Source organism: Neobacillus driksii, assembly GCF_013409995.1.
GTDB classification, from domain to species: Bacteria; Bacillota; Bacilli; order Bacillales; family Cytobacillaceae; genus Neobacillus; species Neobacillus driksii.
On the sequence record NZ_JACCBX010000001.1, the window covers coordinates 234,918 to 260,046 of the forward strand.

General features: G+C 42.9%; 21 protein-coding genes. 19 read left to right on the top strand and 2 right to left on the bottom strand.

The genetic code is table 11. The features are described 5' to 3' along the window. Positions 1-34 precede the first annotated feature (34 nt). Positions 35-1,408, top strand: a complete 1,374-nt coding sequence (locus tag F4694_RS01040) for an alpha-L-fucosidase (RefSeq protein WP_179595043.1) — start codon at positions 35-37, stop codon at positions 1,406-1,408. A gap of 39 nt (positions 1,409-1,447) precedes the next feature. Here F4694_RS01040 and F4694_RS01045 read toward each other — a convergent pair whose 3' ends face one another. After that, positions 1,448-2,458 (bottom strand): LacI family DNA-binding transcriptional regulator, encoded by a 1,011-nt coding sequence (locus tag F4694_RS01045; RefSeq protein WP_179595044.1) that lies wholly within the window; start codon positions 2,456-2,458, stop codon positions 1,448-1,450. Between the two features lie 223 nt (positions 2,459-2,681). Here F4694_RS01045 and F4694_RS01050 point away from each other — a divergent pair, with 223 nt between their 5' ends. The 11 genes from F4694_RS01050 to F4694_RS01100 all read left to right on the top strand — a co-directional run bounded on the left by F4694_RS01050 (position 2,682) and on the right by F4694_RS01100 (position 16,318). Continuing rightward, positions 2,682-3,515 carry an amidohydrolase family protein gene (locus tag F4694_RS01050; RefSeq protein WP_179595045.1) on the top strand — a complete coding sequence of 278 codons (834 nt, stop codon included), beginning with the start codon at positions 2,682-2,684 and terminating at the stop codon, positions 3,513-3,515. Between the two features lie 17 nt (positions 3,516-3,532). Then, complete coding sequence (locus F4694_RS01055; protein WP_179595046.1) at positions 3,533-4,333, top strand: SDR family NAD(P)-dependent oxidoreductase; 801 nt, start codon at positions 3,533-3,535, stop codon at positions 4,331-4,333. Between the two features lie 26 nt (positions 4,334-4,359). Continuing rightward, complete coding sequence (locus tag F4694_RS01060; RefSeq protein ID WP_179595047.1) at positions 4,360-4,695, top strand: UxaA family hydrolase; 336 nt, start codon at positions 4,360-4,362, stop codon at positions 4,693-4,695. Beyond that, on the top strand, positions 4,692-5,852 hold the full coding sequence (locus F4694_RS01065) for a UxaA family hydrolase (protein WP_179595048.1): 1,161 nt from the start codon (positions 4,692-4,694) through the stop codon (positions 5,850-5,852). Before F4694_RS01060 ends, F4694_RS01065 begins: the two co-directional genes overlap by 4 nt. A 44-nt stretch (positions 5,853-5,896) precedes the next feature. Continuing rightward, the gene (locus F4694_RS01070) at positions 5,897-6,670 is read left to right on the top strand and encodes an SDR family NAD(P)-dependent oxidoreductase (protein WP_179595049.1); all 774 of its coding nucleotides are present in this window, start codon (positions 5,897-5,899) and stop codon (positions 6,668-6,670) included. Positions 6,671-6,697: 27 nt separating this feature from the next. After that, positions 6,698-7,597: a fumarylacetoacetate hydrolase family protein gene (locus F4694_RS01075; protein ID WP_179595050.1), complete on the top strand. Its 900-nt coding sequence runs from the start codon at positions 6,698-6,700 to the stop codon at positions 7,595-7,597. Between the two features lie 70 nt (positions 7,598-7,667). After that, positions 7,668-8,945: an alpha-L-fucosidase gene (locus F4694_RS01080; RefSeq protein WP_179595051.1), complete on the top strand. Its 1,278-nt coding sequence runs from the start codon at positions 7,668-7,670 to the stop codon at positions 8,943-8,945. A gap of 68 nt (positions 8,946-9,013) precedes the next feature. Continuing rightward, positions 9,014-9,892 carry a sugar phosphate isomerase/epimerase family protein gene (locus F4694_RS01085; protein ID WP_179595052.1) on the top strand — a complete coding sequence of 293 codons (879 nt, stop codon included), beginning with the start codon at positions 9,014-9,016 and terminating at the stop codon, positions 9,890-9,892. Next, the gene (locus F4694_RS01090) at positions 9,892-10,779 is read left to right on the top strand and encodes a sugar phosphate isomerase/epimerase family protein (protein ID WP_179595053.1); all 888 of its coding nucleotides are present in this window, start codon (positions 9,892-9,894) and stop codon (positions 10,777-10,779) included. Before F4694_RS01085 ends, F4694_RS01090 begins: the two co-directional genes overlap by 1 nt. A gap of 96 nt (positions 10,780-10,875) precedes the next feature. Then, positions 10,876-13,995: an alpha-mannosidase gene (locus tag F4694_RS01095; RefSeq protein ID WP_179595054.1), complete on the top strand. Its 3,120-nt coding sequence runs from the start codon at positions 10,876-10,878 to the stop codon at positions 13,993-13,995. 40 nt (positions 13,996-14,035) lie between these two features. Then, a complete protein-coding gene (locus F4694_RS01100) occupies positions 14,036-16,318 on the top strand; it encodes a glycoside hydrolase family 3 N-terminal domain-containing protein (RefSeq protein WP_179595055.1) in 2,283 nt (760 codons plus the stop codon). A 147-nt stretch (positions 16,319-16,465) separates the two neighbouring features. On the opposite strand, the gene F4694_RS01105 is transcribed toward F4694_RS01100, so the two are convergent. Then, positions 16,466-16,750, bottom strand: a complete 285-nt coding sequence (locus tag F4694_RS01105) for a phytanoyl-CoA dioxygenase family protein (protein ID WP_179595056.1) — start codon at positions 16,748-16,750, stop codon at positions 16,466-16,468. A 472-nt stretch (positions 16,751-17,222) separates the two neighbouring features. On the opposite strand from F4694_RS01105, the gene F4694_RS01110 reads away from it, so the two are divergent. The 7 genes from F4694_RS01110 to F4694_RS01140 all read left to right on the top strand — a co-directional run bounded on the left by F4694_RS01110 (position 17,223) and on the right by F4694_RS01140 (position 25,054). Further along, the gene (locus F4694_RS01110; RefSeq protein ID WP_218895476.1) at positions 17,223-17,891 is read left to right on the top strand and encodes a hypothetical protein; all 669 of its coding nucleotides are present in this window, start codon (positions 17,223-17,225) and stop codon (positions 17,889-17,891) included. 330 nt (positions 17,892-18,221) lie between these two features. Further along, positions 18,222-18,437: a hypothetical protein gene (locus tag F4694_RS01115; protein WP_179595058.1), complete on the top strand. Its 216-nt coding sequence runs from the start codon at positions 18,222-18,224 to the stop codon at positions 18,435-18,437. A 22-nt stretch (positions 18,438-18,459) separates the two neighbouring features. Then, complete coding sequence (rbsD, locus tag F4694_RS01120) at positions 18,460-18,846, top strand: D-ribose pyranase (RefSeq protein ID WP_179595059.1); 387 nt, start codon at positions 18,460-18,462, stop codon at positions 18,844-18,846. Positions 18,847-18,895: 49 nt separating this feature from the next. Next, positions 18,896-20,164, top strand: a complete 1,269-nt coding sequence (locus F4694_RS01125) for an alpha-L-fucosidase (RefSeq protein ID WP_179595060.1) — start codon at positions 18,896-18,898, stop codon at positions 20,162-20,164. A 25-nt stretch (positions 20,165-20,189) separates the two neighbouring features. Continuing rightward, positions 20,190-21,248 (top strand): Gfo/Idh/MocA family protein, encoded by a 1,059-nt coding sequence (locus F4694_RS01130; protein ID WP_179595061.1) that lies wholly within the window; start codon positions 20,190-20,192, stop codon positions 21,246-21,248. A gap of 222 nt (positions 21,249-21,470) precedes the next feature. After that, entirely contained in the window at positions 21,471-23,225 is a 1,755-nt protein-coding gene (locus F4694_RS01135) for an ABC transporter ATP-binding protein (protein WP_179595062.1), read from the top strand. 8 nt (positions 23,226-23,233) lie between these two features. Further along, on the top strand, positions 23,234-25,054 hold the full coding sequence (locus F4694_RS01140) for an ABC transporter ATP-binding protein (protein WP_179595063.1): 1,821 nt from the start codon (positions 23,234-23,236) through the stop codon (positions 25,052-25,054). Positions 25,055-25,129: the final 75 nt, after the last annotated feature.

The window sequence follows — 25,129 nt, forward strand, 5'->3', positions numbered from 1 at the left end:
TTTTTCGTTTACCATTCAAAGGGGAGATGATTTTATGGCTAATGAGGTTAAAGAAAAGGAAATTACGGAAGGTGTTCATAACTACAGCTCTGAAAAAGAATGGGTTAAACCGGAAGATCCGCTTCTATTGGAAAGGTTAGAATGGTTTAAGGACCAGAAGCTTGCGCTAATGATGCATTGGGGGCCTTATTCACAATTGGGGCTAGTAGAATCATGGGCATTAAGTGATAAGGATGCAGATTGGTCACGCACCGATATTGACTGGACTTCTGATGGTGAGGAATTCAAACGGCAATACTTCGAACTGAACAAAACCTTTAATCCGCTTCGATTTCAGCCTGAACAATGGGCAGATTTGGCTTCAGAAAATGGCTTCAAATATTTAATTTTTACGACTAAACACCATGATGGCTTTAGTATGTGGGATACAAAAGAGACGGATTATCGAATTACAGGTCCGGATTGCCCTTTCCATGCTCATAAATATGCGGATATATGCAAGCATGTTTTCGATGCTTTTCGCAATAAAGGGTTAGGGATTGCTTCCTACTTCTCCAAAGCCGATTGGAATACGGAGTATTATTGGGCCCCGGGAATGGAAAGAGGCAGGGATATGTGGCGCGGCCCATCTTATGATCCAAAAGAATATCCATGGCTGTGGGATCAGTTTGTAAACTTTACCCATAATCAAATTATGGAACTGATGTCCAATTACGGAAAGATAGATATTTTGTGGTTGGATGCCGGTTGGGTCGGGAAAGGAAAACAGGACATCCGCCTTGGGGAAGTAGTCGAAAAAGCTCGCAAATTACAGCCATGGCTGTTGACAGCGGACAGAACAATTGGCGGACCGTTTGAAAATTATGTTACACCTGAACAGACCATCCCCAAACGGGCATTGCATGTACCTTGGGAAAGCTGCATCACGATGGGAACTTCTTTTTCATTTAGATATGAAGATGATTATAAATCTACACGTGAACTTGTAAATATTTTGGTTGAAGTTGTATCAAAAGGTGGAAACCTTGCTCTTAATGTTGCGCCACAGCCTGATGGTCGCCTGCCTAGAAGGGCCATCGAGAGAATGAAGGAACTTGGTGAGTGGTTAAAAGTTTATGGTGAGGCCATTTACGGTACACGTATTTGTGACCCTTACTTCACAGAAGATTTTGCTTTCACATGCAAAGGAGACACTACCTATTGTTTCCGTCTATTTAAAAATGAAGCTGATTATTCTTTTGATGAATCTTTGACGATTCCATATACCCAAAAGGTTAATCAAGTGGAAATGCTCGGTGGAAAAGGTTTTGTCGAATTTGAACAGACGGATGCTGGATTAATGGTTAAGGTTCCAAGATTGGGCGAGGGAGAAAAGGCTCCAATTGCCTATGTCTTTAAATTGACTTAACTAAAAAGGGTCTGACCCCATGTCAGACCTTTTCTTGTTTTATTTTTTCAAGGAAGAACTTCGAATAATGATTTCCGGTGGCAGAATGACCTTTTGCTTTTCCGCCGGGCCATTGCCTTCGATTCGTTCAATTAATAACTGAATTCCCATATACCCGAAATTGTATGCCGGCTGCGCGGCAATCGTTAGAAACGGATTGAAATCCGGAATCGGATCCGGATCATCGAAACAAACAACCGCTATGTCTTCAGGTACCCGGACATTTAATTGGCGAAGGCTTTTAATCGTGTTAATCGCAATAAAGTTGTTCGCTGCAAAAATTGCTGTCGGCCTTTTGGACTCAGGCAGGGAGATAAGATTTTTAACAAATTTATAGGAATCATTCTGCATATAGGAAATATTGGCGGCAAGCTTTTTGTCTGCTTCGATGCCAGCTAAGCGCAATACCTCAAAATACGCTTTTTCCCTTTCACGTGCTGTTGAAACATTCGTTGGACCATTGATGAGCGCAATTTTTGAATGGCCTTGCCCGATTAAATGTTCTAACAGCTGCCTTGTCCCCTGGTAACTGTCACCCATGACTAAGTCACAGTCAATTCCCTTTACATGCCGGTCGATTAATACGAACGGTATTCTATTTTTTATCAGGGTTTTAAGATTTTTTTGTGATTCATCCCCGGATGGTGCTATAAGTACGCCGTCAACGCCTGATGAAATAAGCATATCAACATATTCAGATTCTTTTTCGAAGCTTTCATCACTATTGCTTAAAAGTAAACGATACCCCATTTGCTTTGCTTTATCCTCAGCACCGCGGGCAACTTTTGTATAAAAAGGGTTGGTTATATCCGTTATTACCAATGACAATATTTTTGATTGTTTAAGCGTTAAGCTTCTGGCAGCATTATTAGGAATATAATTTAGCTCCTCAATAATCTTTTCAACTTTCTCTCTTGTTTTTTCACTAATTTTCCCTGAATTATTCACTACTCTTGAAACGGTCATAGGAGAGACATTTGCTTTTTTTGCGATGTCATAAATAGTGGTCATATCATTTCTCCTTTTAAAAAGATTCCTTACTATAAATATATGGTATATCTTAATTGACAGCAACTACTTTCCGTGATATTTTTGTGTTATGGGTAACATTTTTAATTTTCCAACAATGTTTTTAGACTTATTTAGGGAAAGTGATTGATTTTCTAGTTACCGATAACACTAAACTATCACCTCTCGCAAAAAATAGGGTGTAGTTTCTGAAGGGATGTTCGCGATGAGAATTGATTCCCACCAACATTTTTGGAAGTTAGCGCGGGGTGATTATGATTGGTTGACTCCTGAGCATTCGCTCTTATATCGGGATTATTTACCAGAGGATTTTTCCCAAAATTTACAGTCATTCCAAATGGACAAGACCATTGTGGTTCAGGCAGCCCCTACCATGGCTGAAACCAAGTTTTTACTAGAATTATATGAACAGAATGATTTTATTGCCGGTGTGGTTGGCTGGCTAGACATGGAATCTCCCCGTTTTGCAAGTGAATACAGAAGGCTTAAAAATCAAAAAGGATTCGTTGGAATCAGACCGATGTTACAGGATTTAGACGATGACAAATGGATTCTAAGAAATAATGTCTTAAAGAATATCGAATTGCTAGTTGAAGATGACTTTCCGATTGATCTATTAATCTATCCGCGTCATCTTCCGGTCATTATTCAGCTGCTAAAAACGTTCCCAAGTTTACGGGCTGTGATTAATCATTTGGGAAAACCAAGGATAGCAGAGCAAATCATTGAGCCGTGGAAGGAGCAAATCACCGAAATTGCCAGCTACCAACATGTTATGTGCAAGCTGTCAGGCATGGTGACAGAAGCAGGGCCGCAAATCAAGAACTCCGAAATTGAGCACTATATCCATCATGTCGTCAATGTCTTCGGATCCCGCTCCGTGATGTTTGGCAGTGATTGGCCAGTATGTCTCTTAAAAACAAGCTATCAGGATGTTGTGGAACTATTGCTTTCCACATTGCCGGATTATGTAACGGAAAGCGATAGGGAAGCTATTTTTGGGGAAAATGCTTTTCGGTTTTATAAATTAACGAGATAAATAGGAGGAGGGATGGTATGAGATTACATAATAAGGTAGCCATCATTACCGGGAGCGGCAGTGGAATTGGCAAAGCTGCTGCTGATGTATTTGCATCACAAGGAGCAAAAATCGCGGTGGTTGATATTAATGAAGAAAAACTTAATCAGACTGTCCAGGAATTACAGCAGCAGGGCTGCGTGGTAATGGGGATTTGCTGCGATCTTTCCAATGAAGACAAAGTAAAAGATTTGATTGCTTCTGTGATTCAAAGATTTGGTGGAATTGATATTTTATTTAACAATGCTGGGACCATTTTACCCAAAGGGATTGAAGAAATCGAGGGACATGAATGGAATAGGCTTTTTGACGTGAATGTAAAAAGTATGTTCCTAACCATTAAATATGGATTAGCCTATTTAAAGGCGAGCAAAGGCTGCATCGTGAATATGGGTTCGATGACAGGGGTTGTCGGCCAGCAATTTAATCCGGCCTATTCCGCAACGAAGGGTGCCGTTATTGCGTTAACAAAAGCGCTTGCGATTGACCTTGCGCCACATGGAGTCAGAGTGAATTCGATTAGTCCTGCTGGTGTCAAAACACCGTTGCTAGCGGATTGGCTGCAACTGCAGGAAAATCCGGAGCAGGCAAGTCTGGCCCAGGATCGTTCCCATTTATTAGGGAGAACAGCGACCCCAAATGAAATTGCCAATGTTGCCTTATTTCTAGCAAGTGATGATTCCTCCTTTGTAACAGGTGAAAATATTGTTGTAGATGGCGGTGCCACTATTGGGTATGCAGCTGGGCCTAAGCCAGAATGGGATCGTGTAGAAGTATAATAAAATGATTGAAAAGAGGGGTAAACATGGCGGCATATGATTTCAATTCTGACATGTCAAGCATTGTTTTGAATAATATAGACAATGTCGCGACAATGCTCTGTGATGTGAAAGCGGGAGAAACGATTACCTACACGTTGGAAGGAAAACCACAGACATTGGTGGTAAAGGATGACATTCGTTTTGGACATAAAGTGGCATTACGTCCGATTCCAAAAGGGGAACGAATTCTGAAATATGGGGAATCAATTGGTGCTGCATCGGAGTTTATTGATCGTGGTGAACATGTACATGTTCATAATATCGAAGGGATTCGCGGTCGGGGAGATGCTCATACACAAAAAGAGGTGAAGAATTCATGACCATCATAAAGGGATATAAAAGACCAGACGGTACGGTAGGGATTCGAAATCATGTGCTTCTAATGCCAACAGTCATTTGTTCAAATCAAGTGGTGAACCGAATTGAGCAGCAGGTGTCTGGAACTGTTGCGATTCCCCACCAGCATGGCTGCAGCCAGGTGGGTAAAGACAAGGAAAGAACACATCAAGTATTGGTCGGTATGGGGAAAAACCCTAATGTCGGTGCCGTCTTAATTATCAGCCTTGGCTGCGAGGTTATGAATGCCGAACAAATTCGCGATGAAATCAAGGAAACAGGCAAACCGGTCATCTGGCTTGATATCCAAGATGAAGGTGGGACAATAAAGACGATCCAAAAAGGAATCGAAGCTGCGAAGGAATTGGTAACACAAGTCCAGAATGCACATAGAGTCGATATTGATTTATCTGAATTAAATGTCGGGGTAAAATGCGGCGGGTCTGATGCCACATCAGGCTTATGCAGTAACCCGTCACTTGGGAAGGCGTCTGACTTAATTGTTGCCGAAAATGGCACAATTGTCATGGGCGAAACCACCGAAATCATAGGGGCGGAACATATTTTAGCGGAAAAAGCGGTATCTGCCAAAGTCCTTACGAAACTTTACGATTGTATCAGAAATTTTGAAGCGGAAATCGACCGTATGGGAGTAGACATGCGCGGCGGGAATCCAAGTCCAGGCAATATTGAGGGCGGATTGTCAACCATTGAAGAGAAATCCCTGGGTTGTATTAGTAAAGCGGGCACTTCACCGCTGCAGGGTGTTATTGAATACGCAGAACCAATTAATGGGAATGGGTTTTACTTCATGGACTCCCCCGGAAATGATATTGAATGTGTTTCCGGTATGGCTGCAGCAGGTGTACATCTCGTCTGTTTCACGACTGGGGTTGGAACGCCAACCGGTAATCCGATTATTCCTGTCATCAAAATTACAGGGAACGAACGAACAGCCAAGCGCATGGAGGACAATATTGATATTGATACCAGCGCAGTATTGCAAGGAAAAGAAACACTTGAACAAGCAGGGAAGAGAATTTTTGATGAAATTGTCAGTGTTGCTTCCGGCAGCCTAACAAAGGCCGAAATTTTAGGACATCAGGAATTTAGCATCAATAGAATCGGAATCAGTTTATAACAAATGGCACGTTGCAGATTCTGTTTATGAAAGGAATTAAAATCATGAGATTAAAGGATAAAGTTGCATTAATTACGGGTTCAGGGTCAGGGATTGGCAAGTGTACAGCCATTCAGTTTGCCAAAGAAGGTGCAATGGTTGTAATCAATGATTTAGATTCGGAAAAAGGACAGGAGACGGTTCAGGAAATCGTTCAATCAGGCGGAAATGCGATTTTTATTCAGGCTGATGTAACTGACCCGGAATCTGTCCACGGCATGATTGAACAAATCATTGAGAAGTTTTCGCGAATTGACGTTCTCTTTAATAATGCCGGGATTAGCGGGGTAGGACGTTTGCATGAAATTGAACCGGAGACGTGGGATAAAGTTATCAATGTGAACATTAAAGGGGTCTATCTGCCAAGCAAATATACGATTCCGCACATGATGGAGCAAGGAGGCGGTTCCATTATTAATATGTCATCCTGTATCGCGGAAATCGGGCTATTAAACAGGGCCTCCTATGCAGCTACAAAAGGAGCGGTACTCTCCCTGACAAAATCGATGCAGGTTGATTACGCACCGTACAATATTCGTGTAAATGCCTTGCTTCCGGGGACGATCTTGACACCATTTGTCCAAAACTATTTAAAAACTTCCTATGATAATCCGGAGGAAGCCATTCAGACGATTAAAACGAGACAATTAAGCGGTGAACTTGGCCGCCCGGAAGATGTGGCACAGGCAGCCTTGTTCCTAGCATCAGATGAGTCGAAATTTATGATGGGTTCGCCTCTTTACATTGACGGCGGAGTCGTATTTGGGAAAAACGCCTAGATTAATGAAAGAAATGGAGGAACTACGTTGAAATTTTTAACGCTTGATAATGAAGGACGAAAAACCTTAGGTGTCAAAATTGAAGCGGGTATTATTGATGTGGAAGCGGCTTTGATCAGCGGAAATGATGAAAAGATCCCTACAACCATTACAGAAGTTATTGAACATGGGAAAGAGGCAGTGGAAAAGGTTAGGGATTTTATTAACCAGTTGGATACAACGGATAATCCTCCCTATTTAGTGGATGAGGATCATTGTACATATGGACCATGTGTTGTGCAACCGAATAAAATCATCTGTGTAGGCTTAAATTACCGTAGGCATGCAGATGAAACAAATGCACCGTATCCGCAGGTTCCGATTCTCTTCAATAAATTTAATAACACCTTAACGGGTCATGAGCGCGATATTGCGGTACCAAGCGTAACCGAGAAACTTGATTATGAAGTAGAACTAGGGGTTGTCATTGGCAAAAAGGCAAAATATGTATCAAAAGCGGAAGCCCTTAATCATGTATTTGGCTATTGTACGGTAAATGATTTATCGGCACGCGATCTTCAGTTAAAAACACCGCAATGGCTGTTGGGAAAAACATGTGATGATTTCAGTCCTGTCGGTCCTTATCTTGTGACTGCGGATGAGGTAGGGGATCCGCAAAACTTACAGTTAAAGACCCTTGTTAATGGCGAAGTGCGGCAAAATTCAAATACGGGGGATATGATCTTCAATGTTGCGGAAATTGTCAGCTATATCTCGCAACATATGACATTGGTTCCCGGCGATCTTATTTTAACAGGCACCCCTGAAGGTGTTGTACTAGGAAAGCCTGAAGCGGAGCAGGTGTATCTTCAGCCAGGCGACGTTGTAACCGTGGAGATTGAAAAGTTAGGATCATTAACTAATACTTTTGTAAAAGAAACGATTTAATTACAATAGATAGATAGATAGATAGATAGAGAACGAAGTGAATAGTGACTTAAAAAGAGGGAGTGACAAAATGATGACAAGAGAAGAGCGTGTGCAGTGGTTTATGGAGGACCGCTTCGGCTTATTTATCCATTGGGGACTTTATTCGATCCCTGCCAGAGGAGAATGGGTACGAAGCTTCGAGTGTTTAAGTAATGAAGACTACCAGCCGTATTTTGAAGAATTTAATCCAACCAGTTATAACCCGCGGGAATGGGCAAAAGCCGCTAAGGCAGCAGGACAGAAATACGTGGTCCTTACTGCGAAACACCATGACGGTTTTTGCTTATTTGATAGTAAGCTGACTGATTACAAAGCAACCAATACGCCGGCGGGGCGAGACCTCATTAAGGAATACGTGGAGGCTTTTCGTGAGGAAGGTCTAAAGGTCGGACTCTACTATTCTATTATTGATTGGTATCATGCAGATTTTCCTAAATACGGCGATCGCCAGCACCCGATGCGGAACAATGAGGAATATAAGGATGAAGTGACCGATTTCTCCCGTTATGTAAATTACTTCCATGGGCAAGTGAAGGAACTGTTATCCAATTACGGCAAAATTGATATTCTCTGGTTTGACTTTTCCTATGACGACATGACCGGGGAGAAATGGGAGGCAACGAAACTAGTAGAAATGATTCGTTCCATCCAGCCTGATGTCCTGATTGATAATCGTCTTGGCGGTAATATTAAGTCTGCTGAGCCGGAAGTGTATGCCGGTGACTTCTACTCACCTGAACAGATTATTCCGGTCGGCGGCATCGTGAATGGAAACGGGGAGCCGATTCCATGGGAAGCATGCATTACGTTAAATGATCATTGGGGCTATCATTCAAAGGATGTAAACTATAAATCTCCGAAACAGGTTATTCGCACATTAGTAGAATGTGTCAGCAAGGGTGGAAATTTGCTGCTAAATGTAGGTCCGGATGCGAAAGGGGTTATTCCGAAGCAGTCCTTGGCGATTTTATCCGAAGTCGGAGAGTGGTTGGAGAAAAACGGCGACAGCATCTATGGTTGTACGGCATCATCATTGGCCAAGCCGGAGTGGGGACGTTATACACAAAAAGGCCGCTTTTTATATGCGCATGTGTATGACCGCGGCATTGGGCCAATTTACTTCCAAGGCTTAAAAGGAAAAATTAAAAAAGCACGTTTTCTGGCAGACGGCAGCGAATTGAAGGTAGAAGTACCGTGGATGGCAGAGCAGTATTCTGATATAGAAAATGGCGCATTTATCACGTTAACAGGGGCAGCATTGCCGGATGAGAGTGACACAGTTATTGAATTGGAACTAATTGGTTAAATAGCTAGTTAGTCTATTGATTGAAGTGTGAAATCCTATAAATTAGAAGAAAAAAGGAGTCTTGAAAAATGAAACTAGGAATTAGTTCTTATAGTCTATTAAAAGATATCAAAGCAGGCAAGATGACCATTCTAGACGTCGTCCAATGGGTTGCTGACAACGGCGGTGAGCATCTTGAACTTGTGCCATACGGTTTTACCGTTGTTGACCAGCCAGAGTTAGCCGACCAAATCCGCGAGAAGGCCAAGTCTGTGGGAATTGAGCTATCTGCCTACTCGTTGCCGGCAAATTTCATTCAACCAGACGAGGAAGCCTTCGAAGCTGAGGTTGAGCGTTTGAAACAGCATGTTGATATCGTGAACCGTATGGGCATCAAAATCATGCGTCATGATGTAACTGCCTTCACGCTGCCGCCGGAGCAAATGACGATCCACTATTTTGAAGAGCATTTTGATGAAATGGTGCGCGGCAGTCAATTACTTGCCGATTATGCTGCCCAATTCGGCATTACCACCACCATTGAAAATCACGGCTTTAATGTGCAATCAAGCGACCGTGTTCAGCGTGTGATTCATGCCGTGAACCGTCCTAATTTCAAAAACACTCTTGATGTGGGGAATTTCCTTTGTGCAGATGAGGCACCGCTTGTTGGCGTTAAGAAGAATCTTCCATATGCTGCAACCGTTCATTTTAAAGATTTCTATATCCGTCCTTTCTATGAGAATCCGGGGGGCGGCGAATGGTTTGGCACTGTAAACGGAAACTATTTGCGCGGGGCTATTGTTGGCCATGGCGACATTAATATTCGTGAAATTGTGAAACTTGTCAAACGCTCCGGCTACGATGGATACCTTACAATTGAATTCGAGGGTATGGAAGATTGTCAGGTTGGGACCAAAATTGGGATGGACAATATTAGAAGATTCTGGGATGAGGTGAGTAAATAGTGGCTTTTAATAAATTAACCAACAACATTGGCGTTATTGTGGATAGTCTTCGCTTACCCATCCGCGAAGGTCTTAAAGTTGCAAAGGACCTTGGTGCAGACGGTGTCCAAATTTATGCGGTTTCAGGCGAGATGAGTCCGGAAAATTTATCCTCTTCAGCCCGGAGAGATTTAAAAGATTACATTGCGTCTTTAGGATTAGAAATTTCCGCCCTATGCGGCGATCTCGGAGGACATGGATTTCAGGATGGCGCTGTGAACCTTGAGAAAGTGGAGAAGTCAAAGCGGATCCTTGACCTGGCTGTAGAATTAGGAACGACCATTGTCACGACGCATATTGGCATCGTTCCTGAAGATCCTTTCTCCCGTGTGTATGAGGATATGCAAAAGGCTTGCGAGGAGCTTGGTGTATACGCAAAAAGCTTGGATGCCTTTTTTGCGATTGAAACAGGTCCAGAGACCGCTGCAACATTGAAAACATTTTTGGATTCATTAAGTACAAATGGCGTTTCTGTTAACTTTGATCCGGCTAATATGGTGATGGTCACGGGGGATGATCCTGTGGAGGGTGTCAAACTTCTGAAGGATTACATCGTTCATACCCATGTGAAGGACGGCGCCAGATATAAGCTGGTTGACCCACGTGATGTATATGGTGCTCTTGGCTATGGCGGAGGTGTCGATCACGAGAAGATTGCCAAAATGGTGACAGAAGGCGAATTCTTTAGAGAGCTTCCACTTGGACAAGGAAAGGTAGACTTCCCGCGCTATTTCGCAGCGCTTCAAGAAATTGGGTATAAGGGTTACTTAACGATTGAACGTGAGGTCGGGACCAACCCTGCCCATGACATTGGCGAGGCAATCAAATATATTCGCACATTTAAATAAAGCGAGGACACTTCTTTTAAGTATGGCAGATATCTAGAGTCAATCTGCCATACTCTTTTTTTACTTTGAGAGTTTGATAGCTTGGAGGGAGACCGTTTGCAGAGAATCCACCGATTGATTCAGTATTTAAACCAACACCAAGTCTTAGAGTCCGTTCAAATCCCCGATTGGCGGGCAAAACGAGGGTTTTACGCCGAGCCATTAACGTATGAATTTGAATCTGAAGGAACCATCCTTGCGAATGAAGGGGACTTGTTAATCCATTCAGGAACCACGATGTTTTTGGAAAAAGAAGTGTCCATCCCAAAAGGGTGGCGAAATCGACCATTTGGCTTCACCTTTTTAGTTGGAGCACAGGGACGCCCCACCAACCATGAGGGATTAGTTTCATTAGATGGACATGCCTATCATGGGATTGACCGCAACCGGAGCTATGTCCCTTTTCCGGAAAATGTACGGGGACAGGAAAAAGTCCAGATCAAAATTGAATTATTTAACCCCGCTGCCCAATCGGTTGATGAGTTAAATCATCAAAATGAACCGGCAGAATTTGACCCGCCGCCCCTTACGCTTCTAAAAGGGCGAATTGAGCTGCCCAATACAGCTGTCCAAAGTCTTTTGGCGACCGTGAAATGTTACTTTGAAGCCAGCAAGTTGCTGCCGGAAGGTAACCTGGAAAAATACAAAATGATCACGGAATTGACAGAGGTGTATCACAAGATTCTTTTTGAAAAACCGGAGGCCCTAACCAATCCATCATGGGTTGCTGAGATAGAAGATGACTTAAAGATAAAGCTTGCAGACATAGCGGGAAGTTCGCAGGGACAGATGCTGATGGTTGGACAATCCCATATCGATTTAGCCTGGCTTTGGCCTATGAAGGAAGCCGTTCGTAAGTGCAGCCGGACCTTTTCGACGATGAGTACATTGCTTGATGAAAATCCGAACTTTACCTATGCCCAGAGCCAGCCTCAAGCTTACGCATTTGTAAAAGAGCATTATCCTGAAATCTATCAGAGGGTAAAAAAGCATATTGCGGATGGCCGTTGGGAAGTGGTCGGAGGCATGTGGGTGGAGCCTGATTTAAATATGCCTTCCGGTGAATCATTAGTACGTCAGCTCTTATATGGCATGAAATTTTATAAGGATGAATTCGGGGTTCAGCCAAAAATTGAGTGGCTACCGGATACATTTGGATATTGTGCCTCTCTGCCGCAATTGTTAAAGAAAGCGGGGCTGGATTACTTCATGACCACGAAAATGAATTGGAATGATACGAACCCCTTTCCCTATGATTTGTTTTATTGGGAAGGCATCGATGGGACGCGGGTCCTTTCCTATTTGAATCATGGGCTGAATGAATATACCCATCCAAAGGAAATTGAGAATCACTGGAATCATTTTAAGCAAAAGAAAGACTATCCCAAACAGATGCTGTTATATGGTCATGGAGATGGCGGCGGCGGAGTGACACAGGAAATGATTGACTATCTGGATCGTTCCTCCTCACTTCCTGGCCTGCCGGCTGTAGTGAATAGTACAGCCCATGAATTCTTCGATGGCATACGCCAAGCAGACCCACATTTGCCTACATGGGTAGGGGATCTGTATTTAGAGCTTCATCGGGGAACCTATACCACACATGCCCGGAATAAGAAATGGAATCGCAAAGCGGAAGTTCTTTACCGGGAGGTAGAAGTTTGGAGCAGCATCGCTTCAAGCTTTACAGGGATTAGCCCTCTTCCGTCATTGGAGGAAGGTTGGAAATTACTTCTGTTAAACCAATTTCATGATATTATTCCAGGCACTTCTACTCCGGAAGTTTATTTAAAGTCAGAAGTGGATTACAATGAAATTTTTGAACTTGGTGAAAAGGTGAAACGGGATGCCCTGCGTTCGTTAGAAAGGCAAATTAAGACGGTAGGTGAAGGGGATCCTCTACTCTTGTTTAACAGTTTATCCTGGAAACGATCAGAAACGGTGAGACTGGTTGGCGGTCTTGAATTAGCCGGAAAGGTCGCGGTCAATCAGGATGGTGAGATCCTTTCAACGGACATCCTTCCATTGGATCATGGCCAACTGGAATTATCCTTTTATGTTCCTGACATTCCCGAAATGGGGTACACGACAGTATGGTTGAAAAATAGGGAAAATCCGCTTATCCATAATCAAGATGAATTCGGTCACGAATGGGAAACAGCCTTTTATTTAGTGAACTGGAACGAAAAGGGGGAAATTTCCCGTCTGTATGACAAGTTGGCCCAGCGTGATGTCCTGTGTAATGGCGGGGCTGCCAATCAGCTTCAATTATTTCATGACCGTCCGCTCTACTGGGATGCATGGGATATTGACCCGAAATTTGAAGACCAGCCTGCAGAAACGGCGGTCCTATTAGAGAAAGGGATTCAAAAAGGCGAGACGAAGGATGTCATTCGTTTTAAATGGCAGCTGGCAGAATCCGTTATCGAACAAGATATGATTCTGTACCATCAAAGTAAACGAATTGACTTCCAAACGAAAGTAGATTGGCAAGAACGGCATAAACTATTAAAAGTGGCATTCCCTGTCGAGGTAGTAAGTCATAAAGCGACGTATGAAATTCCATTCGGATCAGTCGAAAGGGCAACCCATACCAATACTAGCTGGGAAAAGGCACAATTTGAGGTTTGCGGGCACCGCTTTGCGGACCTTTCGGAAGCGGGCTATGGTGTGAGTTTGTTAAATGACTGCAAGTATGGATATGACGTGAAAAAAAACGTATTGCGGCTTTCTTTATTACGTGCACCGAAATGGCCGGATCCGGGGGCGGATCTCGGGCATCACGAATTTACCTACTCTCTTTTCCCACATGAAGGAGACTTCCGAGAGGCGGAAGTAGTGAAGCGGGGCTATGAGTTGAATCATCCTGTAGTGGTCGTAAGCACCTCTTCCCATAAAGGAAATCTTCCAAGTTCGAATTCCTTTATCGCGACACGGTCTAAACATGTCATTCTTGATACAGTGAAAACCTCCGAGGATGGCACAGGACTTACGCTTAGAATGTATGAATCAAGCGGCGGCAGAGAAGAAATACAAATCAATTTGGCGAAGTCCGTTCATTCTGCAGCTGAAACGAATCTGTTGGAGGAGAGACAAGCCGTTATCCCGATGCAAGGGAGCAAACTATTCCTCCATTTGAAGCCATTTGAAGTGAAAACTATTGTAGTACCCAACTAGCCATAAAAAAAGGACTAAAGGAGTCAGAGTGAGGTGGAAAATGGATCATTCAATTAACGAAATAGGAACAATAGCGGACAAGGTGGAAATATTACTGGAAAAAATGACCTTAAAGGAAAAAGTGGGCCAGGTGAACCAAAAAATGTATGGTTGGGAGGCTTTTCGAAAAACGGAAGCAGGGTATGAATTGACGGAAATATTTAAGGAGCATGTTCGTTTCGGAGATGGAATCGGCGTTCTTTATGGCCTGTTTCGTTCAGACCCATGGTCAGGAATTACCTATGAAAACGGTATTCCCGAGAGCGATAGTTTCATAGTCGCTAATATGATTCAACAATATATCAGGGACCATACCAGATTAGGAATTCCCGTCCTGTTATCAGAGGAGTGCTCCCACGGTCATCAAGGTCTGGACAGCCTGCTTACCCCCGTTAATTTAGGAGTGGGAGCAACATGGAACCCGGACTTACATGAAGAACTGATGTCAGCCGTTGCCGAACAAGTACGGGCAAAAGGCGCACATCTGGCACTCGTATCGACACTGGATATTCTCCGCGATCCAAGATGGGGAAGATCGGAAGAATGCTTTGGTGAAGATCCGTATCTTGCTGCCCGGTTTACCGAAGCTGTAGTAAAAGGGCTGCAAGGAGAAGAAAGTGACACAATCCCCTACAGTAAAATGATTGCTGTCCTCAAACATTTTGCCGCCCAAGGAAATGGAATGGGGGGCCATAATGCTGCCCCCGCTTCGATAGGTGAAAGAGAACTTAGGGAGATTCACCTGCCGCCGATGATTTCGGCTATTAAATCAGGAGCCCTGGCCTGTATGGCAGCCTATAATGAAATTGACGGAATCCCGTGCCATGCCAATGGCTATCTTCTCAATCAAATTCTACGCGAAGAGTTAGGGTTTAAAGGGGCAGTTATGGCAGATGGCTGCGCTCTAGATCTTTTGGTCCATTTAACCCAGAGCCGGGAAAAGGCAGCAGCCTTAGCTCTTGATAGCGGGATAGATATCAGTCTTTGGGATCATGTGTATCTCACATTAGAAAAGGCGATTAAAGAAGGTCTTGTTCGTGAAGAAAAGCTTAATGATGCAGTCAGAAGGGTTTTAACGCTTAAATTCAAAATGGGATTGTTTGATCAACCTTTTGCAGAAGCCCAACCTCCCCAAAATAAGGAAGCGGCGGATAGAATCAATCTAGAATCAGCCAGGCAATCCATCGTTTTGTTAAAAAATAATGGAATTCTTCCATTAAATAAGGGTATTAAAAAGATTGCTGTCATTGGACCAAATGCTGATGCCATCTATAATCAGCTTGGCGATTATACACCGTTCCAAAAAGAGAAAAAGGTTACCACGGTTCTTCAGGGGATCACCACCTTAGCGGGAGATATAGAAGTTGCTTATGAAAAAGGATGTGGCATACGTTCCCTTGATTCGGAAGGGATCGAGAAAGCCGTTCGACTTGCCGGCATTTCTGACGTGGCCATTGTGGTGTTAGGGGGTTCAAGTGCAAGGAATTTCAACGCCCAATTTGACCTGAATGGAGCGGTCGTTCATGCTTCTGGGGAAGAAGAAATGGATTGCGGTGAAAATGTGGACGTAGCAGACCTAGAGTTGGGTGGTCATCAACTGCAATTGCTGCAGGAAATCATCAAAACCGGAACACCCACCGTTGTGGTCCTGATACAGGGGCGACCCCATGCCATTCCCTGGATAGCGGAACAAGCTCCGGCCATCTTAAGTGCTTGGTACCCAGGACAAATGGGCGGACAAGCTATTGCAGAGGTGCTATTTGGACATGTTAATCCAAGTGGAAAATTACCTGTTTCAATCCCAAGGTCTTCCATGCAGCTCCCTGTTTTTTATAATTACAAAGAAGGGGGATTTAAAAAGGACTATCTTGATATGTCTGGAAAGGCATTATTTCCGTTTGGATTTGGACTTTCGTATTCGGAGTTTAACTATGACAATCTTCGATACTCCGAGCAAACAATCCCATCTGACAAATTAGTAGCAGGTGAAAAGTTCAAAATAATCTTAGATGTTACGAATAGCGGTGATTGCGATGGCTTCGAAGTTATTCAGCTTTATGTAAAAGGAAAGGGCTCTAGTATCACAAGAAGGGTGAAGGAACTAAAAGGCTTTAAGAAAGTATGGCTTGCCGCTGGAGAAACCAAAGAAGTGACCTTGGAATTAGCAGCGGAAGAATTACAAGTATTTAGCAGCAAACATAAATACGAGCTTGAGAAGGGGTATTTTGAAATTGAAGTAGGAAGTCCCGTCAACTATTTAAAAGCCATTCTGGAGATTGGCTAGGTTACACACTAGAACCACCGCTTTACATTTATACATCAATTAAAAAAAGGCAGAAACTCTCATTTATGTGAGAGTTTTACCTCTTAATCAGACTTTTTCAGTGCCACTCTTTCTTTTTAAAAGTGCTAAGTTAGCAAAATAAATAAATTAATGTATTTCGAATTCGTGCTCCCAATCAATGCCGCACGGTAATCCTTTACTGTTAGTCTCTATATCTACTGCCGATCCGTCAAATCGGTACAAAGGACCATATCCTTTTCCGATTCTAGAGGTAGATTCGGCAACATAATGACAAATAAAGGCTCGGCGAAAGCGCTCTTTTGTTTGATTCGGATAAGAGCCGTGAATAACACTTCCGTTGAAGAAAAGAACGTCTCCTGCCTTTATGTTGCAAGGTACAATGGACTTTCCTTCAGGAACATCAACTTCCAATGAGGTAAAAGACTCTTTAATATCCGCTTTATGAGGGCACAAAATATCTAAAGTCGTCGAGGAACAAAGCGGTCAGGTTGTTCCGTATCAAGTTGGTTACCAAAGTGTTACTGTCGAGGCGAAGTTGCAGCCGGGGGAGCTGAAGAGATATTTCATCCGACCGGCGAAAACAGCTAAATCCAGAACAACAAGCAATTTTAAGCTGATTGGCGCAGACGCGATTTATGACATTGAGGATATAAACCAATCTGGCGAGACTAAGGATTTATTTATTATTTCACAGCATGATGTTGACTCTCCTTTCGTGAAAATCCGCTGGAACGAAGAAGGGATTTTCTCTTGGATGAATAAGGAAACGGGAGAGGAATTGATCCGTAACGACAGGAAGCACGGCGCGTTCACGCCTGTATATGAATTGACGCCTGCGGTTGACCCAAAGAACCCGAGCAGCATCTTCACTGCTCGCAGCACGATGGGCCGTAACAGGAAAGGGTTGAACGTGCAGCGTTCCGTCGGACGGTTAGTTAAGGCGAAGGCACTCTCCAGCGGACCGTTATATGGGGTAGTTGAACTTCAGTTCGAAATAAATGGAATGAGCTATTACTCTTTGCTATTAAAACTTCATGCATCTTGCAGCAGAGTTGACGTAGCTGTCCGTTTTCATAAAGATAGCGTGTGGGAACCAGAAAATGTATATATTTCGCTACCGTTTACTTCAGGAGAGAAGAAGGATGAAACGTTGTGGCTTGATAAGGCTGGAGCTCCTGTACGCCCTTGGATTGATCAAATATCGGGGACACTGCTCGACTATTATTGCGTTCAAGAAGGTTTGGCTTTTGTAGGTGAAAACAGTTCCCTCATGATTGCTGCACCAGATACGCCTCTAATACAATTAGGCTCTCTAGAATATGGAAAACGATTGCTCCATACTCAGCAAAGCGAAGAGACAGAACGCCAAATGTATGCCTGGGTAATGAGTAACTACTGGGAGACTAATTTCAAAGCGACATTGGGCGGGTTTTACGAATTTAGCTATTTCGTTGCGTGGAGCAAGGATTATACTACGGTGGAACAAGCGATTGGACAGTGCAAAGTAATGAGCACTGGATTTACGGTATGGCGCATTAAAGCTGATGCATAATCTGCTAATCTATTTTGAGAAATGAATCAAAGTGCACAGACTAGAGCTTTTTAATCTATAACATTTTAAATCCTTGTCATGAAGTTGAGGAAATGATTGAAATAATAAAACAACGTTCAGAGAAATAATATCTGGACGTTGTTTTATTATTTCCTTTCAAATAAAGCCACCTATTTGTTGAAGAAGTTCCTTTCTAATGAGATTTTTACAAATCTATTATTTTTTATGGAAGATTTTGAATTGACAAAAAAATAAGGCGATGTTATTCTGGGGTTATCGGTAACCTTATTATATCATAGGATTTGAATGAGAGGAGTGTACACTATTTAGATGAAGTGGGAGTATTTATTTACAAATGAAGAAGAGAATATTTCAATGTTGGGTGCGGAAGGGTGGGAGCTTGTAACAGTGGTCCAGCACCCTACCGGCTTAACGTTTTATTTAAAACGGCCTGTGCAGAGTTTGGTGCACCGCCTTACTCAAGAACAGAAGGAAGAAGTGTATAAACAGAATTTTGGACAAGCAGAATCCAGAAAAACATCATAATGGTAAAGGCAGGACAAAAAATATGAAGAAAAAAGGCATCCTTCATCCGGAACTTTCACATTTGGCTGCAAGTCTTGGTCATACCGATTATCTCGTTATAGCAGATAAAGGGTACCCTCTCCCCAATCACGTTACAAGAATCAATCTCGGATATGCAAATAACCAACCGACCGTTCTACAGGTACTTGAACCATTAGCAGAAGAAATATCGATTGATCGAATTATCGTTACAGACGAGATGGAAGATATTAGCCCTGATAGATTAGAAGATTTAAAGAAGCGTTACCCGCATATTCTTCTTGAGAAAATCAGTCACCATGAAATGAAAGAACTGACAAACCATGCAAAAGGTGCGGTAAAAACAGGCGATGCCTGTCCATATGCAAATATCATCATTGTCTCAGGCTGATATGGAGTCGAAGGTAGTGCAATCTATTTAAAACAAAGGAGGCAGTGCAATGACAACGAAACATAAGATTTACCCGACTGAGAGACAGCTTGCTTATCAAGACTGGGAATTCGGGCTGTTTTTACATTTTGGCTTAAGAACCTTTTATGAGGGGTACGTTGATTTCGACGAAAGACCGATGTCACCTGCCAAATTTAATCCAACGAATTTAGATTGTGAACAATGGATTAGAACCGCCAAAGAAGCCGGAATGAAATATGCGGTGCTTACAGCGAAACATCATGATGGTTTTTCTAATTGGCCTACAGCCTATTCCAGTTTTTCTGTCGCTCAATCAGAGTGGAGAGGTGGCAATGGCGACGTCGTTAGGGAATTTACCGATGCCTGCCGTAAGTTTGGAATCAAATCAGGTTTATATTATTCTCCATATGACGGATCCGTCGATTTTTACACGAAAGATGCGAAGGCATACGATGATTATTTTGTGAATCAAATCACCGAGCTGTTAAGCAATTACGGCAAAATTGATATTCTTTGGCTGGATGGCTGCGGTTCAGAGGGACACGAATACGACTGGCCGCGCATTATCGGAGAAATCCGGCGGTTACAGCCCAATATCCTCCTAAACATGGGGGATCCTGACTTTCGCTGGGTTGGCAATGAAGATGGAATTGCACCTGTGCCAAGCTGGAATGTGGTCGATGCAATGGATTTTTCCATCCTTACAGAGCAGAAAAATCAATTAGGGGAAGCGCGCTGGCTGCCGGCAGAGGCAGACGTGCAAATGCGGACGAATTGGTTCTATAGCGAACATGATGAACACACCATAAAAAGTATCGAAGAATTAATGGGGCTTTATTATCAATCTGTTGGGCGCGGGGTCAATTTGCTGCTGAATATTGGTCCAAATAGAGAAGGGGTTTTGCCGCAGAAGGACACGGAACTGCTGCTGGAAATGGGCAGGGAAATCCAGCGCCGCTTTGAGCATCCGGTCGGTACCTTTCATCAATGTAAGAATGAGGATAAAAAGTGGATTTACAAGCCTAAAGATCCTAAAATACTCGATCATATCATCATCACGGAAGATTTGAGTAAAGGCGAAAACGTCTTACAATATAAAGTCAGCATCATCACGGCTAAATCCCATCAGCTTGTCACCATTTATGAAGGGAAAAATATTGGCCATAAGGCAATTATTCGAGTTCCGGCAGTGAAAGTACAAGGTGTCATCCTTGAAATTACGGAATGTGACGGAACACCGATCATTAAGGATATGTCGTTCCACCATGTTGGGGAAGCCCCGCATAATGAAGAATAAAAAAACGAAGTAGAGGCTGATAAAAATGAAAAAGTTAAAGATTGGTGTTATTGGAGCAGGCTCCTTATCAGAAGCTCATTTTGAAGCGTACAAAAACAATCCCAATGTAGAATTAATGGCTGTTTGCGATTTAGTTGAAGAACGGGCCGCCAAGAAGGCCGAAAAATATAAGATTGCTAATGTCTATACGGATTATAGTGAAATGGTGAAAAACCCGGAATTGGATGCCATCAGCGTGGTTACGTGGAATAATACACATAAGGAAATTTCAATTGCAGCGCTAGATGCCGGAAAGCATGTATTATGTGAAAAACCTTTATGTATCAACTACGAAGAAGCGCTGGAGATTAAAGCCGCAACCGAGCGGACGGATAAACATTTTATGATTGGCTATGTCCGCCGTCATGCTTCAAGTATTGCAATTTTAAAAGAGTTTATCGATAAAGGAACATTAGGAGAAATTTATTATGCAAAAGCCTCCAACTTAAGAAGATTGGGGAATCCCGGCGGCTGGTTCTCCGATAAATCTCGTTCCGGCGGCGGTCCGTTAATTGATATCGGCGTTCACGTGCTTGATTTATTATGGTACTTAATGGGTAGGCCAAAGGTGAAGACTGTAAGTGCGAATACATACCACAAACTAGGTAATCGCACCAATATTCAAGCACTTTCCTTTTATAAAGCGGCGGACTACTCTCCAGATAATAATGTTGAGGATTTGGCTAATGCCTTAATACGTTTTGAAAATGGTGCCTCCATAATGGTCGACGTCAGCTTTACCTTGCATGCGAAACAAGATCAAAGCAGTGCCATCATCTTTGGTGATAAAGGCGGAGCGGAAATTGATCCAGCCTTGGTGCTTGTTCACGAGGAAAATAATACGATCCTTAACAGTACGCCGCAAATCGATCATCCAGGGTTTAATTTCCAAGATGGCTTCCAAAATGAAATCAATCACTTTGTTACCTGCTGTCTAACGGGCGAGCAGCCAATCGGCGGGATTGATGATGGTGTTGAAATGATGAAGATGCTAACCGCGATTTATGAATCGGCAGCCAAACAGCAGGAAATTGCGTTTGATTGAGGATGCCATATTAATAGAAGAAACAAGGATTTGACAGACCCTTATTGACAATAGACCATAAAAACGTAAGGATTACTCTTTACGTTTTTTATGGTCTTATAATCAATATAAGTATTTATATTGTCCAAATGTTAGATTTACGAAATATAAATTTTCCGAAATATTTTTGGGACTAACACAATATGATCTAAAGGTTGATACATTTTTCTAAAGGAGGAAGACATGTCTGTTTTCAAAAAATTAAGGTCGTTCTATTTCCCATATAGACGGGACTTCATTTGGTCAATGTTGTTCTTGATCATTGTGGCGGGCATTACCGTTGTTTATCCGGTGATCCTGCAGATGACAATTGATGAAGTCGTACTTGGTGGGCAGTATAACTGGGTGCCGTGGATTTCCCTAGGATTCATCTCGGTAATGGCCGTAAAAGGATTGTCGACCTTTATCCAACATTATTTAGCCGATATGTTCGGCATTAAATCGGTGTACAGTTTGCGTAACGCCCTGTATGAAAAACTGCAGCGGCAGTCATTCAGTTATTATGATAATGCGAAGACCGGGGATTTAATGTCACGTTTAACTGCTGATGTTGAAGGCTTTCGCTTTTTCGTGTCATTCGGGTTTTCTGAGGTTCTCCGGTTTATTATTGTAGTCGGTGCCAGTTTATGCGTGATGTTTTATTATTCTGTTTCCCTTACCTTTGTCACGATTGCTGCCCTTCCGTTTATCAGTGTCGTGGTGTACAAATTCGATAAAAGCGTTCATCCCGCATTTCGCGGGATTCGTGAATCATTTGGCCGCTTAAATACAAAGGTTCAAGAAAATATTAGCGGAATCCATACCGTTAAGGCACTATCGAAAGAAAAGGTGGAAATTGAGCGGTTTAATAAGTCCAACCAGGACTATCGGACAAAACAGCTTTTTACTGCTTCGATTTGGTCGAAATATTTCCCGCTGATGGAGCTGATTGGAAATATCTCTGTCGTTGCACTACTAGCATTTGGCGGATACAAAGTCATCAATGGCAGCTTAAAACCAGGTGAGCTTGTGGCATTTTACAGTTTAATTTGGTATATTTTGTGGCCCATCATGAACCTTGGTTTCACCATTAATATGTTCTCCCAGGCGAAGGCCTCCGGCGAACGGCTCCTAGAAGTTTTGGAAGCAAAAGAAGCCATTATTGATGAAGAAACGATAAGACAAAGTGAAAAAGTGGTAGGGCATGTTGTCTTTCGTGATGTAACATTCCGTTATCAAACCGAGAAAACAGCTGCACTAAAGCAAATTAACTTTGATGTGCCTCCCGGTTCAACCATTGGACTAATTGGCGCTACTGGTTCTGGAAAAACGAGTGTAATCCAACTGTTGTCGCGCTTTTACGATCCAACGGAAGGTGATATTCTGATTGATGATCGTTTGATTAAGGAATATAGTCTTAAAACACTTCGTTCCCAGATCGGGGTTGTATTACAAGAAACCTTCCTTTTCTCTTCAACCATCAAAGCCAATATTTCCTACGGACGACCGGAGGCGACGATGGAAGAAATCATCGACGCAGCCATACGGGCCGATGCCCATGAGTTTATCATGGAGCTGCCGGGCGGATATAACACGATGCTGGGGGAAAGGGGAATGGGTCTTTCCGGAGGACAAAAGCAGCGGATTGCCATTGCCCGTGCCATCTGTACAAATCCGGCCATTCTCATTTTAGACGATGCAACAAGTGCTGTAGATATGGAAACGGAATTTCAAATTCAAAAGGCTCTTCAGGAAGTCATGAAGGGGAGAACAACCTTTATTATTGCTCATCGAATTTCCTCGCTTCAGCATGCGGATGAAATTCTCGTATTAGATAATGGAAGTATTATAGAACGCGGAACACATGATGAGCTTTTAGCCGGTAATGGAGCGTACCGAAGGATTTATAACATTCAATACCAGGATCACGAGGCGATTATGCAAAAGGCAGTAAGGTAGGTGGAAGTATGAAAGAAAATCAGAGGAAAAAGCTAATTTTAGAGCGATTTCATTATTCACAGGATCAAGTCATTGATAAACCGTTTAATTGGCAACAAATGTGGCGTTTATTAGAATATGTAAAACCATATGCAAAAAATTTACTGCCACTCTCGTTTCTTACGGTACTTATTTCAACGGCCATCCGGTTACTTATTCCGATTTTGATTGGGGTTTATACCCTTGATAAGGCCATTATTGAAAAAGATACAACCCTGTTAATCCAGCTTGTCTTTATCATTTCCGGGTTATATATAGTGTCCTATGTCGTTAATGCTTTAAGGATTCGCTGGATGAATCAGCTGGGTCAAAATGTGATTTATGATTTGCGCAAGCATTTATTTACCCATGTGCAGTCCCTATCGCATCGATTTTTTGATCAGCGCTCTGCTGGGTCCATCTTAGTCCGGATTATGAATGACATTAACTCCCTTCAGGAGCTGTTTACGAGCGGGGTTATCAATTTATTAACGGATTTTCTCCTGTTGTTTGCGACGATTTTTATTTTGTTTTCGTTAAACGCTAAGTTAACGATTGCCATTATGGTGATCTTGCCGATTATGTTTTTTATCTCCACAAGCCTGCGGAAAAAAATCCGGCTATCTTGGCAGGAGGTACGTTCCATTCAGTCAAAGATGAACTCGCACTTAAATGAGAGTATCCAAGGAATTCGTGTCACTCAGACTTTTACACAGGAAAACGAAAACACGCAATTTTTTAAGGCGCTTAACTATGATAACCTCCAAAGATGGAAGCTGGCGGTTCGGAAAAATGCGATGTTTGGCCCGCTTGTTGAAATGACCAATGCGGTGGGAACCGTTATTTTAATCTGGTATGGTGCAGTGCTGGTTGCGAATGGGGAATGTACCATTGGGGAATTCGTTTCCTTTGCCTTTTATTTAGGCATGTTCTGGGAGCCGATCTCAAGGCTTGGGCAGCTGTATAACCAGCTGTTAATCGGGATGGCGTCCTCGGAACGGATTTTTGAGTTTTTAGATGAAAGACCGATTGTGAAGGAGGCTGCCAAACCATTGGAGCTCTCTTCGATTAAAGGGCAAATCGAGTTTGAGGAAGTGGAGTTTTCCTATGATGCCACAAGGAAAGCGTTAAACGGTGTTTCTTTTTCCATCCAAGCGGGAGAGACCGTTGCACTTGTCGGACACACCGGCTCTGGGAAGACGACGATTGCGAATTTGGTAAGCCGCTTTTATGATGCGACAAGGGGGGTTGTCAAAATCGATGGGCATTCCATTCGGGAACTGTCGATCGCAAGTCTCCGTTCGCAAATTAGCGTTGTCCTCCAGGAGACCTTTATTTTTTCAGGTACCATCATGGAAAACATCCGTTTTGGTAACCCAGATGCAAGTGATGAAGATGTGATGGCAGCAGCAAAAGCGGTAGGGGCTGACTCCTTCATTACCCAGCTTGCAAACGGGTATCATACAGAGGTGGAAGAGCGCGGGAATGTGTTATCCGTAGGAGAACGCCAGCTTCTTTCCTTCGCCAGAGCACTCCTTGCTGACCCAAAAATTCTCATTCTTGATGAGGCAACGGCAAGTATTGATACGGAGACAGAAGTGAAAATTCAACAAGCATTAAAAACACTGTTAAAAGGAAGAACAGCGATCATGATCGCTCACCGGCTTTCAACAATCAGAGAAGCTGATAAGATTATTGTCCTAGACCATGGCCATATCCTCGAGCAGGGAAATCATGACACCCTCATGGCAAAACAAGGGGTTTACTATGGATTAGTAAAAGCACAGTATAAAATGCTTGGTGCAGTTTGATGATTAAACACCTATCTCGTCAACAGTGGAATTTTGACTTGTTGGAAATAAGAAGAATCGATATTAGGAGGATAA